We start from the raw sequence: 13,356 nt of genomic DNA, 5'->3' as shown, positions 1-13,356 counted from the left end.
AAAGGATGTGTGGCCGCATGGCAAAAAGACTGTTATTCATCGTACTCGCCATGAGCACTTTTACTGCTCAAGCCAATACTATTTACAAATGCATGATGGATGAAAAAGTCGTTTTCAGCCAAACAGCTTGCCCTCAGGAATATAGCCAACATAAAATTGAATACCAATTGGGTATAACCACTGAGGTTGACTCGGACAAGCGCGAGCTCAAACAAGATCCCTTAGAAGCAATACTCAATAAACAAACCATTTCTAAAGAGAAATTACTGCAGCTACTTGATGGTGAAATTTATCGCTTAAATCAAGAAAACAGCTATTTTGAAATTTTACGGGCTAGCGAAATACAAAAATTGGATCGTAAGCGTTACTGGCAAACTAAACCTAGAGACGACCCAAGTTACGGCCTAGAATTACAAGAAATTACTACACGCTTCAACGACCTCATTAAAAATAATACTAATGTTATCCAGATATTAACTAAACATAAAATGAAGATATCTGCTGAAACACAACCAGATGAATATATGAGTAACTAACTCAACTCTTCATCTGCGTTGAGATGCCACGCCACGTTAATCAGGTTTGAATACCCCGATCATGCTACCACTGGTTTTTTGAGGCACTTTAATATCCGTTTGTTGCTCACGATAATCACAGTCAGTACATTCAACCGTTTCAATTCCATTTTCTTTAAACAATAAAATACTGTCTTTAGCACTGCATTTAGGGCATTTAGCCCCTGCAACAAAACGCTTTTTAATTTTGGTCATGATTTACTCAACTTAGTGTTTACTGAATGAGCGGTTAACTCAATAAGGTCTTTACCTGATTTATACGCCTATTTTGCCATGATTAGCCCACATGAGTCCCGTGATTGTGGGAAATAAATCGTAGATGCGATATTATCTGCACCATTATTCTATTCTTAAGTATCAAGTTGTAATTAATGATCAACATAAGCCAAGCTCAGTTAATTCGCGGCAGTAAAACCTTACTCGATGAAACCTCACTGACGATATATCCCGGACACAAGGTTGGCCTTGTCGGCGCCAACGGTACAGGTAAATCATCATTGCTTGCCTTGATTTTGGGTCATTTACATCTAGATAAGGGTGAATTTAGTTTCCCCTCAGGCTGGCAAGTTGCCTCTGTTGCGCAGGAAACTCCGGCATTAGATGTGTCGGCTCTAGAGTATGTCCTCGACGGTGACACTGAATACCGTGATTTAGAAGCCCAACTAGAGAAAGCCCAAACCGACAATAACGGTAATGCCATTGCGCTTATTCACGGCAAAATTGATGCTATTGGCGGCTATGCCATCAAAGCTCGAGCAGGCGCGCTATTAGCAGGCTTAGGGTTTAAAGATGCAGACCAAAGTAACCCGGTAAAAAGCTTCTCTGGTGGTTGGCGTATGCGCCTCAACTTAGCCCAAGCACTATTATGTCGTTCAGACTTATTGTTACTCGATGAGCCAACCAACCACTTAGACTTAGATACCATGTATTGGTTAGAAGGTTGGATAAAATCTTATCAAGGGACACTCATTTTGATCAGTCACGATCGTGACTTTATCGATGGCATTGTTGGTGAAATTGTTCATGTTGAAAATCACAAACTAAATTACTATAAAGGTAATTACTCTTCTTTTGAACGAGTACGCGCCGAACACATGGCCCAGCAACAAGTCGCCTTTGAGCGTCAACAAAAAGAACGCTCACATATGCAGTCATTTGTTGATCGTTTCCGCTATAAAGCCAGTAAAGCTAAACAAGCACAAAGCCGCTTAAAAGCCCTCGAACGCATGGCCGATTTGTTGCCCTCGCAAGTAGACAATCCATTTCAAATGGCCTTTAGAGAACCAGAAGCGCTACCTAACCCATTAGTGGTAATGGAAAATGTCTCTATTGGTTATGAAGATAACACCATCCTGAAACAGGTTGAGTTAAACCTAGTCCCTGGTGCGCGTATTGGTTTGTTAGGTAGAAATGGTGCCGGTAAATCGACGCTGATCAAACTGTTATCAGGGCAATTACAAGCTAAAACGGGTAAATACCAACCTAACCCAGGATTGAATATTGGTTATTTTGCTCAGCATCAAGTTGAATTTTTAACGCTTGATGACTCTCCAATGCAACACTTAGTAAGACTTGCACCAGCAAGTGTTCGCGAACAAGAATTACGCAACTTTTTAGGCGGGTTTGGCTTTAATGGTGATATGGCCTTATCGCCAGTACGGCCGTTTTCTGGCGGCGAAAAAGCCCGCCTAGTATTAGCATTAGTGGTTTGGCAGCGTCCAAATTTACTATTACTCGATGAACCGACCAACCATTTAGATTTAGAGATGCGTCACGCACTCACCATGGCATTGCAAACCTTTGAGGGTGCAATGGTCATCGTGTCACACGATCGTCACCTATTACGCTTAAGTTGTAGTGATTATTACTTAGTTGACCAAGGTGTTGTAACACCTTTTGACGGTGACTTAGATGACTATCATCAATGGTTGCTCGATGCCGCTAAACTAGCACAAGCCAACAACAAAACAGATGTTGGCACTGGCGGTGATGCAGTTGATAAAAAACAGCAAAAAAGAATGGAAGCTGAATTACGTCAGAAAGTATCGCCGCTGAAAAAACAACAAGTAAAGTTAGAAACTCAACAGCAAAAAATTAATGCCAGATTAGCCGAATTAGAAATTGAGTTAGCCGATGGCAGCTTATACGAAGCCGAGAACAAAGCTAAAATGACCAATGTTCTCAACGAACGGACTACGCTGACTCAAGCTATGGATGAAAGTGAAATGCATTGGTTAGACATTCAAGAGCAGATAGAGCTTTTCGAGCAAGATTTTCAATAAACAGTTAGTTTTATTTTATTCAAGCCTTAAGTGGTGTTAACTCACACCACTTAAGGCTGTAAGGGATACTGTATGTCGCGGCCTTCTCACCAGCAAACATTTAGCTATTTAATTTGGCATGATTGCGAACAAAATTACTCAACTAATCCCAATTTTTACATAAACTTACAAGACACTTACCAAGTAAATGTGAATATTTTATTATTGGCTCAATACCTTGATCAACAGCATTATGTGTTGACGCCACAACTGTGGGAATTATTGACGGGTATTGTAGATCAATGGGAAGCAAATGTGTTGCAACCTTATCGACGATTACGGCGGATTGCTAAAGCATACTTAGACGGTGAAGAATATCAAAAAATGCTCGATGTTGAGCTCATTATGGAACGTAAATCTCAGTACATGTTATTGCACAAATTGAACTTACTGCAGGGAAAAACGTTAGATACTGAACCTGATAATACTGAGCCGAGCAATATACAACACTACCTTAGCTTATTTGGCTTAGATGAAAGCATTATGACTGAGTTGACCACCCAAACAGGCCTTACTCACTCATAACGCATCATCTGGTTTAGCGACTTGCCGTACGTTGATATACCGCCATGCTACGGCATACCAAGCCGTTCAGCTAGCTAGTTTGAGTCAATTTTTGTGCTAATGCCGTTGCATTTCGAGCCACTAGACCATAAATAGACAACTGCGGATTCGCGCCTAAACTTGTTGGAAATACCGAACCATCCATCACCGATAAATTTTCAAGGTAATGCGAATAACCAAAAGTATCGACCATTGATAGGGTTTTATCTTCACCCATTGCACAACCGCCCATCACATGGGCCGACGCGACAATGGTTTTTAATAAACCTAAATCGGCATTATTGATAGCCTGCTTTGCTTCACTCCACGAATTAAGAAATGACAAGCCATCATGCATCGGCAACACCTTTTTGGCTCCTGCAGCAAATTGTAATTCGGCCATCGACAAAAATGCCCGACGAGCACCATCCCAAAAGCCTTTATCTAAAGGATAATCTAACGCCAAACTCGTATCGGTTAATCTTACCTGACCACCAGGACATTGCTGATTAAAACCATCACGAATAAGCGCAATAGTCACCTGCATTTGGTTAAAGTTAGCCATTAATTGTGCGTGGCTTACACCATAACCAATGGTTTTAGATGCAATCAACACGGGATGTACAGGCGCAACTTCAAGCTTATAACCTAAATCGCCAGTCGCGCCATCACGCCAAACAAATTCATCTGAATAGATAGATTGCGGCGCACCACTGTGACCATTAATTTGTTCTGCAAAAATACCGCCCGATAACAATGACGGATGTAAAAACGTTTTGCCTAATTGCTTATGTGGATCTGGGGTATTAGAACGCATTAATATCGTTGGTGTATGAACTGCACCCGCACTTAAAATATAATGCTTAGCACTAAAAGTAATGTTAACCGATGTCGGCATTAACCCTTCGGTTAATGCCTGCGCCGTTAAACCAACAACTTGATCGCCTTTGTGTTCAAGTTTGATGACCTTGGCGCGAGAAATCAACGTCGCGCCTTTGTCCAAAGCCGCTGGAATAGTAGTCACTAACATAGATTGTTTGGCATTAACGGGACAACCCATGCCACAGTAACCGGTATTCCAGCAACCTTTAACATTACGTTTAATGACGGTGTAATCCCAACCCAGCTTTTCACAACCTTCGCGCAGTGCACCATTGTTTCTATTGGGCTCAAACTGCCATTGTTCAATATTGAGCCGCTGCTCCATCAATTCAAACCAAGGCAGTAAATCTTGCGAGGACAAACCTTTTACCGATTTTTCTTGCTCCCAAAAGGCCAAGGTTTGTTCTGGAGTTCTAATTGAGGTTGTCCAATTGACCGTGGTTGAACCGCCTACCGTTCGACCTTGAAATATACCAATACCTTTATCTGCAGTTTTCATTGCGGCTGCTTGTTGATACAAATTCGGATAAGCGTGGCGCTCTTCCATATCAAAGTGAGTTGATGATTTTAGCGATCCGCCTTCAATCATAATCACTTTTAATCCAGCTTCAGTGAGTATTTCTGCTGCGGTGCCGCCGCCAGCTCCGGTGCCAACAATAACAACATCAGCGTCAAAGTGGCGATCCATTTCTAAGGTACTAGCATCGATATGATGCCAGCCTGAACTTAATCCGGTAATAATAGGATCAATAATGGCCAAGGGAGAGCTCCTTACATGAGGGATTAATGCGCGTTATGCACCAAGAAAGTAGGCTTTACATAACGTAAATTGCCCCAATGTTCCGGACAGGCGTAATAACTTGCCATTATCAATTCACGTAATCCGTTATAAGCGGTCGTTAACATGTCCAAATAGTTGTGTCGCCAAAACTCTAACATGTCAATCAATTGCTTTGGTTCACGCATTAACAACGGTGTCATACTGCCACTGAGCAACAATAAGCCGAAGCGTCCTTCAAGCAACTCCAACAATTCCATTAACTCTTGTTGTTGTTCTACAGGCAAATGAGTAATTGATTGTGAAATCGCATCCAATGTGCGATTTATCGCGATTTCTCTATGGCTTGGAACCTCGGGCAATGCACCGTCTAAGAACACTGGCAGCAACACACTGAACAACACTCGATGATGAATATCATCGGTAGAGGTCGTGATGCTAGGTGAATATAAATTAACGCCGAGTGCTATTGCCGCAGTTCCAGCAAAAGCACCAGTAAGAAAGGCACGCCGCTTCATTTACTTCCCCTTGAGTTTATTGTTGTCTCTATTTTTTATGTGGTAGAGTGGCATGAGTAACATTTAAACATACGTTTAAATTTTCACAAACAATTACAGAAATATTCCTTCTATGAAAACCTTGTTCACTCCGCCTTGGTGGGCTGCTAGCCCGCATGTACAAACGATTCTACCATTCATTTTTAAAGTGGCCAGACCAATAACATTTAGGCAACGACAAGAGTTACCCGACGGCGACTTTATCGATTTAGATTGGCTAGGCCAAGCGCAAAATGGCGCGCCTATTTTAGTGATTATCCATGGTCTTGAAGGTAACACAGAATCGCATTATGCACGCAGAATGCTCATCGAAGCAAAAAAAGCCAAAATGTCTGCTGTCGTTCATCATCATCGAGGTTGTTCGGGTGAACCTAACCGCTTAGCTCGCAGTTATCATAGCGGCGATGTAAACGACTTAGCCTACACCTTAGAACAACTAAAACACTACTATCCAGACTCGCCATTGTATGCTGTTGGCTACAGTTTAGGCGGTAATGTATTGGCAAAATACCAAGGCAGCAAACAACAGCATAGCTTACTCGAACGCGCTGTGGTTGTGTCGGCGCCTCTCACGTTAAGCGCATGTGCAAAACGCTTAGAAAATGGTTTTTCAACTCTGTATCAACGCTTTTTAATTAAACGCTTACAAGATAAAATGCTCGAAAAAATTAACACTGCAGAGTTAACCGAGCAAATGCCGATCACTAAAGAACAGCTCAAAATGCTCAATACCTTTTATTTATTTGACGATAAAGTCACTGCACCTTTGCATGGTTTTATTGACGTTAATGATTATTATCAACAATCTAGCGGCCTAGGCTATTTGCAACATATTACCAAGCCCACATTAGTCATCCACGCCAAAGATGACCCCTTCATGACTGATGAAGTGATCCCAAACCAAGCTCAATTGTCGCCTATGGTTGAATACGAGTTGCATCAGTTTGGCGGACATGTAGGTTTTGTTGAAGGTGGCTGGCCTTGGAAACCGCGCTTTTACCTCGAACGTCGCATCATCGAGTTTATACTAACGGCGAGTGATACAGTAACCGAACACGATGCCCACGCTTCTTTAGTCAGTCATTAATAGGAAATACACCATGCTTGTGCCTTATGAAGCGTTACTTTCATTACCTCAAGAAGTACTTCAACGTATGATAAAAGAATATCTGTTATCACAACTTGAAGATGGCAGTTTTAGTGACGCAGACGAGCAACAATTAAGTCGTGCAATGGACCAATGTAAGCTAGCACTAAAAAAAGGCGACTTAGTTGTCGAGTATAGTGAGGATGATGAGTCTATCGCCATTAGACAACGCGAGCATATTTCACGTTCATCTTTCAATTAGTTGTAAAACAAAACAATGGTTTTACCACAAAATGATCACATTGTTACCCGCGAAGAATTGACCCACGGGTGATGATTACCGTATAACTAGTGACTCGATTTTTCGCGTCCACAACTTTACCTAGGCAAATAACATGTCAGCAAAACATCCTATTATTGCTGTAACCGGTTCATCTGGTGCTGGCACAACGACAACCACGACGGCCTTCATTCATATTTTTAGACAGCTGGGTATTAATGCTGCATTCGTTGAAGGTGATAGTTTCCATAATTTCACCCGCGCAGAAATGGAAGTGTTAATTCGAAAATCACAGGCTGAAAATCGAAATCTAAGCTATTTTGGCCCCGAAGCCAATAATTTCAAAAAACTCGAAGAGTGTTTTACCAGCTATGGTGATACAGGCAATGGCCAAACCCGCAGCTACTTGCACACCTTCGATGAAGCGGTGCCATTTAACCAAATGCCTGGTACATTCACGCAATGGCGTGATTTGCCAGCCAATACCGATATGTTGTATTACGAAGGGCTACACGGTGGTGTGGTGACGGAAGATGCCGATGTCGCTAAGCATGTTGATCTATTGATAGGCATGGTGCCGATTGTCAATTTAGAGTGGATTCAGAAAATTATTCGCGACACAAACGATAGGGGTCATAGTCGTGAAAAAGTAATGGGCTCGATAGTCCGTAGTATGGACGATTACATCAAGCACATGACGCCGCAATTTTCACGGACACACATTAATTTTCAACGAGTGCCGACCGTAGACACCTCAAATCCCTTTAGCGCAAAAGACATACCTAGCCTAGATGAAAGCTTTTTAGTGATTCGCTTTCGCGGCATTAACAATGTTGATTTCCCTTATTACCTCAACATGATCCAAGGCTCATTTATGTCACGCGTTAATACACTGGTTGTTCCCGGTGGAAAAATGTCATTAGCAATGGAATTAATTTTAACGCCATTAGTTAAAGACTTAATGGATAAGCGTATAGAGTTGCAAAACCTTGATGATATCAAACCCGATTAAGTTTGATTTAAGTCAGAACAATTAAGATAGCTGCATCGTGATTTCAAGCGAAATAACGGCAGTTGATGTGCTTGAAGTGCTAATTCCCCCTTTTTGATCTGTTAGTGCATTAAGCACATCAACGAAACCCAAAAAAGTCGATGTTCCAGCACCCACATCAACTTTTATCTCTTCTGATAAACAAGTGAATACACTGACTGATTGATAATAGTAAATGACTCACATTGCTCACTCAGAGCATTACATCAGTGGGATAACTTCTCGATAAGCTTGATTATTCTGATACTGCTTCAAACGTAAAATAAATTCATCGCTGCGCACAATCTCAGGGTTATCTTTCAATGCATCAATCGCTTTTTTCTGGGTATCTATCGCCGCAGTAAAGTCACCCTGTTCTGCATACGCGGCCGCAAGATTATCTAATACCGTCGGATCATTCTGATTATGCTCAAGTAACTTTAACGACATCGATACTGCACGTGAACCATCGCGATATTCCGCTTCAGGGCATGTAGCTAATATCCACGCAATATTGCCCATTGAAACAGCATCTCCCGCAGCACTAAACTGCTCCATTGCTTTACCACAATTACGCACTACGCCATCACCACCAGCAGAATAAATAAACCCTAAACGAAAATGAGCCCACTTATCCCCCTGTGCAACCATTTGCAAATACCATTTCTCGGCAAGTGCTAAATCCCGCGGAATTAATTTGCCGTCAAAAGCTAGGTCAGCTAATGTTTGTTGCGCCTTAATATTTTGCTGTTGCGCAGCAAGATTAACCCAGCTTAATCCTTGCTTGGTATCTTGAGTAACAAATCGTCCGGAAAGGTTCATTAAGCCCAATAGAAATTGTGCGTCTGCATTACCTTGTTTGGCTTTAATCTGAATATGAACCAGTTTACTCGCCGCTTGAGACTCAATAGAGGGCGGGATAACAAATGCTTTTACAGATGAACTAAGTCCACTTAATAAAACAACACAAACAATAACCCCAATTTGACTCAGTTTTTTCACGCATACCTCGACAACTATTTATGAAGCTGATTAAATAACATTAGCTAACTCATGGATCCAATACAATAGACAAATAACATTGGCAACAATTCAATCGTAGTGATGATTAAGACAAATTCACAAAAAAAGTCGACCGCCATCACAAACGAGATAAATTTAATCTAAAATTTAACAAGTTAATATACACTACGCACACTTCTAAATACGATCTCTATCAAAGTTTTCACCGTTTCAATAGCGTAGAATGCTTAATTAGACATTACTTACTTTCATTTTTAATCAATCGAGGAATATCATATGGCTCTGATTGGTAAGCCAAAACCTGACCCAACATTAGAATGGTTTCTTTCACATTGTCACATTCATAAGTACCCAGCAAAGAGTACTTTAATTCACGCAGGTGAAGAGTCTGATACTTTATATTACATCGTCAAAGGTTCCGTCGCTGTATTGATCAAAGATGAAGAAGGTAAAGAAATGATCCTTTCTTATCTAAATCAAGGCGATTTTATCGGTGAACTAGGGCTGTTTGAAGAGCAATCTGAACGTACTGCATGGGTTCGTGCTAAACAAGCATGTGAAATTGCAGAAATTTCTTATAAGAAATTTAAGCAATTGATTCAGGTAAATCCTGAAATCTTGATGAAACTTTCGGCGCAAATGGCCTATCGTTTACAAAGTACTAGTCAAAAAGTAGGCGACTTAGCCTTCCTTGACGTTGCTGGTCGTATTGCACAAACGCTATTACATCTTGCAAAACAACCCGATGCTATGACACATCCTGACGGCATGCAGATTAAGATAACCCGTCAAGAGATTGGTCAAATTGTTGGTTGTTCACGTGAAACTGTTGGTCGTATTTTAAAAATGCTTGAAGAACAAAACTTGATCCAAGCACACGGTAAAACGATCGTAGTTTACGGTACACGCTAAATGACAAAAGGCTAACGACGAATCAAGCAAAATGTTTATGTTTAATCATATAAGCTTCAGCTTGATTTAAGCCAAGATACTTAAAGTGGTGTTCATACTCTGAACGCCACTTTTTTATTTTTGGAGCGCCCATGAATAGCTTGTTCTTTACAGCAATAAGCAGCTTAATGGCCATCACCATTAATCAACAAGATATTCCCGCAAAAGAACTCCCTCTGGATCATGACTACGTCCAAAAATTGGTATCTTCTGGTAATATACGTTCATTAGATGATTACTTAACTTGGCTATCGCAGTATTGTGATGGTCACTTAATCGACGCCCAGCTTTATCAACATCAAGATAAGTGGCGCTATGATTTACAATTTAAGCTAAAACAAGGGCATGTTGTTAATCTGCAATTAGATGCAGCTAACGGTATGCAGGACTCATTGACTCAATTACCGAGCGAATGTACTAAACATGAAACTGTTACTCGTTGAAGATAGCCCATTACTGGTTGCTGAACTTGAAAAACAACTCAAGCAAGCTGGTTATATTACGGATGTTACAGACAAAGCTATTGAAGCCGATTATTTGATGAAAGAAACAGATTATGACTGTGTCATTTTAGATATCGGCTTACCCGATGGCAATGGCTTGTCATTAGTGACTCAATGGCGTGAACGTGGCATCAGTACCCCTGTCATTATGCTAACGGCTCGCAGTCAGTGGCACGAAAAAGTTGAAGGTTTTAATGCTGGTGCTGATGATTACTTAGGCAAACCTTTTCATACTCAAGAGCTCCTCGCCCGTATTCAGGCACTTATCCATCGTGCCCATGGGCGGGTTAATTCGTCGTCGAAGCAACTATGTTATGCCGGGGTTAATTTAGACGAAAATGAGCAAAAAGTGACGGTAGGCGGACACGTATACGAACTGACGTCGATGGAATTTAGGTTATTGAAAATTTTCTTAATGTCACCAAAGAAGCTTCTTTCGAAACAGCAGCTTACAGATAAGCTTTATCAATTTGATGATGAAAAAGAAAGTAATGTCGTGGAAGTTTACGTAACACACTTACGTAAAAAACTCGGTAAAACCGCTATTGAAACCCGCCGTGGTCAGGGTTATATCTTCCATGGCATTATTGAATGATTTCAATTCGGTTTAAATTAAGCTTATGGCTCAGTGGCTTAATCATTATTGCCACGCTCATAGGTTTATTTTTATTTGAGTCGATGTTGCGAGATGCCTTTCATGACTCCATTATTAATCGTCTTGAAGAAGATTTAGAACACATCATTATCGCCACCAGACTCGATGATGGTGAGATAGTTATCGACCAAAGCCAACTATCCAGTTTTTATAAACCTGCCTATTCAGGGCGTTATTTCCAATTAAATTTGCCCGACCGTACAATTCGCTCCCGTTCACTGTGGGATGCGGAATTACAGATTGAACAGTTACAAGCGCAGCAGAAAAGAGTTTGGCAGGCTAAAGGGCCAAAAAACAATGATATGCAGCTGTTATCTATCGGCATCGGCGCGCCAAACAGCCACAACACAGCAACCTTGACTGTCGCCCAAGATCTCAGTATTGGACGGCGTGTTTTTAGCGAAGTATTTGGCACTAAACTGGCAATTAATATCGGCATGTTATTAGCGATGATTGCCGGTATTTTTATCATTTTACGCCAATCATTTAAACCGGTGAATCAAATCCAAGGGGCGCTGGCTAAATTGCGCGAAGGGGAAATAGCCTCGTTAGCCATTTCACAAATTCCAGCAGAGATCCGCCCGTTAGCCGAAACCTATAATGAGTTATTAGACTACACAGCCAAACAGATTGAACGTAGTCGCAATAACTTGGGTAATTTAAGCCATGGCTTAAAAACCCCATTAGCGGTCATGCAGCAACAAGTTGAAGCGCTCGGGCTCACCCATCCGGATGCCGCTATAGCCATGCAGCAGCAATTAGATTTAGTTCATAAAATGATTGAACGTAAATTGGCTGCAGCGAGGATAACCGGAGACATGCTACCCGCAGCACAACTGGCGGTACCAAAAGATTTTGATAGTTTAATCCAAACGTTACATAAAGTGCATCATCAGCGGAGTATTGATGGCAGCATTGTTAACCCACAACATATTAGTCGTATTCCAATACACCGCGAAGATGGTATGGAGCTGTTTGGCAACCTGCTCGATAATGCCTTTAAATGGGCGAATTCACAGGTTAATGTCAGCGTCGAAGAATTACCTTCGGGAGAGATATTAATTCAGATCGAGGACGATGGTCGAGGCGTAAAGCAAGAGCAAATTGCATTATTAACCTCTCGTGGCACACGACTAGATGAAGCCACTATTGGCCACGGATTGGGCTTATCGATTGTTAAAGAGATATGCGACCAATATGGTTTTGTATTGCAATTTAGTCGTAGTAAAGCATTACAAGGACTTAATGTCAGTATATTGATGAGCACCTAAGCTTTTTTGCCTAAAATAACCAATAAAAAAGACCTAATTGATCACTCAATTAGGTCTTTTTTTGTCCATGCATAAACGTTACATCATTGCATTGGTACTTTCGAAAATCTTGTCAGCTGATGCCGCAACAAAGCCAGTATAAAGCTGACCATTATCCATTGGATAACGGCGGGCAAATTCATAGAAACAACTTGGGATTTCCACATCGCCATCAGTAAAGTTAACCACCACTTTATCCGCCATGGTAGAAGATTGCTCTAACAAGACTTCTGGCGATCCTTTAATTTCACCGCCAGAGCTATTTAACACAAACCCAGCCAGCTTTAAGGCTTGGTTTACATCTTCAATACGCTCAAACTCAGGCAGATCGTTAATTGAAACCGTAAAGTGATTGGCACGATATCCCAATGCAGCAACCCAAGCAGCATATTCGCTTTCAGCAAGTAAGGCTTGGTATGTTGCTTTATCTACATCCCAATGACGACCAGAATAAATAAAATTATCTGCAGTGGTTGCCGTTTCATCAACCTGATCGATTAAACCATGGATGCTCTTTTGCAACTCAGGGCTAAATTCTTCTACTAATAGCTCAGAAATAAAAACCTTCGGCTGCTTTGGATCCGGATGTTCAAAGTGCTTGGCAATCAGTTTTTTCTGCACAAACTGATAATCGCCACTGTCGACATAACCGATAGAGGTAAAGTGTTTAGCCAATACGCTTAAATTCACCTTGGCGATATTAAAGGTGCGCAAAGCGATATGGTCATTGATGATTGGCGCGCCATGGCCTAATAGCTGATGAATTTTCGCCGCTGAAGGCGTCATCTTAATGTAGTCTTGCCATAAGGCAGCAAATAAAGCATTAACGTCAGTATGCATGGTTAAATCCTTCTAAAATAA

General features: G+C 41.3%; 15 protein-coding genes. 10 read left to right on the top strand and 5 right to left on the bottom strand.

Annotation, left to right across the window (positions count from 1 at the left end; translation table 11 throughout):
• Nucleotides 1-17 precede the first annotated feature (17 nt).
• Complete coding sequence (locus tag HNW13_RS20415; protein ID WP_192114213.1) at nucleotides 18-536, top strand: DUF4124 domain-containing protein; 519 nt, start codon at nucleotides 18-20, stop codon at nucleotides 534-536.
• A gap of 36 nt (nucleotides 537-572) precedes the next feature.
• Here HNW13_RS20415 and HNW13_RS20410 read toward each other — a convergent pair whose 3' ends face one another.
• Entirely contained in the window at nucleotides 573-770 is a 198-nt protein-coding gene (locus HNW13_RS20410; RefSeq protein WP_162023862.1) for a YheV family putative zinc ribbon protein, read from the bottom strand.
• A gap of 176 nt (nucleotides 771-946) precedes the next feature.
• Here HNW13_RS20410 and HNW13_RS20405 point away from each other — a divergent pair, with 176 nt between their 5' ends.
• Together HNW13_RS20405 and HNW13_RS20400 are read left to right on the top strand one after the other, a co-directional pair.
• Nucleotides 947-2,857 (top strand): ABC transporter ATP-binding protein, encoded by a 1,911-nt coding sequence (locus tag HNW13_RS20405; protein WP_192114212.1) that lies wholly within the window; start codon nucleotides 947-949, stop codon nucleotides 2,855-2,857.
• Between the two features lie 72 nt (nucleotides 2,858-2,929).
• Complete coding sequence (locus HNW13_RS20400; RefSeq protein ID WP_192114211.1) at nucleotides 2,930-3,421, top strand: TIGR02444 family protein; 492 nt, start codon at nucleotides 2,930-2,932, stop codon at nucleotides 3,419-3,421.
• A 70-nt stretch (nucleotides 3,422-3,491) separates the two neighbouring features.
• On the opposite strand, the gene HNW13_RS20395 is transcribed toward HNW13_RS20400, so the two are convergent.
• On the bottom strand, nucleotides 3,492-5,081 hold the full coding sequence (locus tag HNW13_RS20395; protein WP_101085258.1) for a GMC family oxidoreductase: 1,590 nt from the start codon (nucleotides 5,079-5,081) through the stop codon (nucleotides 3,492-3,494).
• 23 nt (nucleotides 5,082-5,104) lie between these two features.
• The gene (locus HNW13_RS20390; RefSeq protein ID WP_101085257.1) at nucleotides 5,105-5,617 is read right to left on the bottom strand and encodes a TAT leader-containing periplasmic protein; all 513 of its coding nucleotides are present in this window, start codon (nucleotides 5,615-5,617) and stop codon (nucleotides 5,105-5,107) included.
• Nucleotides 5,618-5,729: 112 nt separating this feature from the next.
• Here HNW13_RS20390 and HNW13_RS20385 point away from each other — a divergent pair, with 112 nt between their 5' ends.
• The 3 genes from HNW13_RS20385 to HNW13_RS20375 all read left to right on the top strand — a co-directional run bounded on the left by HNW13_RS20385 (nucleotide 5,730) and on the right by HNW13_RS20375 (nucleotide 8,035).
• Entirely contained in the window at nucleotides 5,730-6,743 is a 1,014-nt protein-coding gene (locus tag HNW13_RS20385; RefSeq protein ID WP_192114210.1) for a hydrolase, read from the top strand.
• A gap of 13 nt (nucleotides 6,744-6,756) precedes the next feature.
• On the top strand, nucleotides 6,757-7,005 hold the full coding sequence (locus HNW13_RS20380; protein WP_192114209.1) for a YheU family protein: 249 nt from the start codon (nucleotides 6,757-6,759) through the stop codon (nucleotides 7,003-7,005).
• Between the two features lie 133 nt (nucleotides 7,006-7,138).
• Complete coding sequence (locus HNW13_RS20375; protein ID WP_059744602.1) at nucleotides 7,139-8,035, top strand: phosphoribulokinase; 897 nt, start codon at nucleotides 7,139-7,141, stop codon at nucleotides 8,033-8,035.
• A gap of 240 nt (nucleotides 8,036-8,275) precedes the next feature.
• Here the strand turns inward: HNW13_RS20375 and HNW13_RS20370 are convergent, their stop codons facing one another.
• The gene (locus tag HNW13_RS20370; RefSeq protein WP_254439941.1) at nucleotides 8,276-8,974 is read right to left on the bottom strand and encodes a sel1 repeat family protein; all 699 of its coding nucleotides are present in this window, start codon (nucleotides 8,972-8,974) and stop codon (nucleotides 8,276-8,278) included.
• Between the two features lie 378 nt (nucleotides 8,975-9,352).
• Here HNW13_RS20370 and crp point away from each other — a divergent pair, with 378 nt between their 5' ends.
• The 4 genes from crp to HNW13_RS20350 all read left to right on the top strand — a co-directional run bounded on the left by crp (nucleotide 9,353) and on the right by HNW13_RS20350 (nucleotide 12,456).
• A complete protein-coding gene (gene crp / locus HNW13_RS20365) occupies nucleotides 9,353-9,988 on the top strand; it encodes a cAMP-activated global transcriptional regulator CRP (RefSeq protein WP_101085253.1) in 636 nt (211 codons plus the stop codon).
• Between the two features lie 131 nt (nucleotides 9,989-10,119).
• Nucleotides 10,120-10,470, top strand: coding sequence for a hypothetical protein (locus tag HNW13_RS20360; RefSeq protein WP_242445083.1), 351 nt, complete (start codon nucleotides 10,120-10,122; stop codon nucleotides 10,468-10,470).
• Nucleotides 10,451-11,125, top strand: a complete 675-nt coding sequence (locus HNW13_RS20355; protein WP_101085252.1) for a response regulator transcription factor — start codon at nucleotides 10,451-10,453, stop codon at nucleotides 11,123-11,125. Before HNW13_RS20360 ends, HNW13_RS20355 begins: the two co-directional genes overlap by 20 nt.
• Nucleotides 11,122-12,456 (top strand): ATP-binding protein, encoded by a 1,335-nt coding sequence (locus HNW13_RS20350; RefSeq protein WP_192114208.1) that lies wholly within the window; start codon nucleotides 11,122-11,124, stop codon nucleotides 12,454-12,456. Before HNW13_RS20355 ends, HNW13_RS20350 begins: the two co-directional genes overlap by 4 nt.
• Before the next feature lie 78 nt (nucleotides 12,457-12,534).
• Here the strand turns inward: HNW13_RS20350 and HNW13_RS20345 are convergent, their stop codons facing one another.
• On the bottom strand, nucleotides 12,535-13,335 hold the full coding sequence (locus tag HNW13_RS20345; protein ID WP_162023868.1) for a DUF1338 domain-containing protein: 801 nt from the start codon (nucleotides 13,333-13,335) through the stop codon (nucleotides 12,535-12,537).
• Between the last annotated feature and the right edge of the window lie 21 nt (nucleotides 13,336-13,356).

The organism is Shewanella sp. BF02_Schw, assembly GCF_014596695.2.
GTDB lineage: Bacteria > Pseudomonadota > Gammaproteobacteria > Enterobacterales > Shewanellaceae > Shewanella.
The sequence above is the reverse complement of the archived record's forward strand: the minus strand, read 5'-3'. Positions and strand labels throughout refer to the sequence as shown.

Bases quoted from the DNA above. Each gene is read 5' to 3' on its own strand.
- HNW13_RS20415 (WP_192114213.1), top strand. From the start codon at position 18: ATGGCAAAAAGACTGTTATTCATCGTACTCGCCATGAGCACTTTTACT.
- HNW13_RS20410 (WP_162023862.1), bottom strand. From the start codon at position 770: ATGACCAAAATTAAAAAGCGTTTTGTTGCAGGGGCTAAATGCCCTAAA.
- HNW13_RS20405 (WP_192114212.1), top strand. From the start codon at position 947: ATGATCAACATAAGCCAAGCTCAGTTAATTCGCGGCAGTAAAACCTTA.
- HNW13_RS20400 (WP_192114211.1), top strand. From the start codon at position 2,930: ATGTCGCGGCCTTCTCACCAGCAAACATTTAGCTATTTAATTTGGCAT.
- HNW13_RS20390 (WP_101085257.1), bottom strand. From the start codon at position 5,617: ATGAAGCGGCGTGCCTTTCTTACTGGTGCTTTTGCTGGAACTGCGGCA.
- HNW13_RS20385 (WP_192114210.1), top strand. From the start codon at position 5,730: ATGAAAACCTTGTTCACTCCGCCTTGGTGGGCTGCTAGCCCGCATGTA.
- HNW13_RS20380 (WP_192114209.1), top strand. From the start codon at position 6,757: ATGCTTGTGCCTTATGAAGCGTTACTTTCATTACCTCAAGAAGTACTT.
- HNW13_RS20375 (WP_059744602.1), top strand. From the start codon at position 7,139: ATGTCAGCAAAACATCCTATTATTGCTGTAACCGGTTCATCTGGTGCT.
- crp (WP_101085253.1), top strand. From the start codon at position 9,353: ATGGCTCTGATTGGTAAGCCAAAACCTGACCCAACATTAGAATGGTTT.
- HNW13_RS20360 (WP_242445083.1), top strand. From the start codon at position 10,120: ATGAATAGCTTGTTCTTTACAGCAATAAGCAGCTTAATGGCCATCACC.
- HNW13_RS20355 (WP_101085252.1), top strand. From the start codon at position 10,451: ATGAAACTGTTACTCGTTGAAGATAGCCCATTACTGGTTGCTGAACTT.
- HNW13_RS20350 (WP_192114208.1), top strand. From the start codon at position 11,122: ATGATTTCAATTCGGTTTAAATTAAGCTTATGGCTCAGTGGCTTAATC.
- HNW13_RS20345 (WP_162023868.1), bottom strand. From the start codon at position 13,335: ATGCATACTGACGTTAATGCTTTATTTGCTGCCTTATGGCAAGACTAC.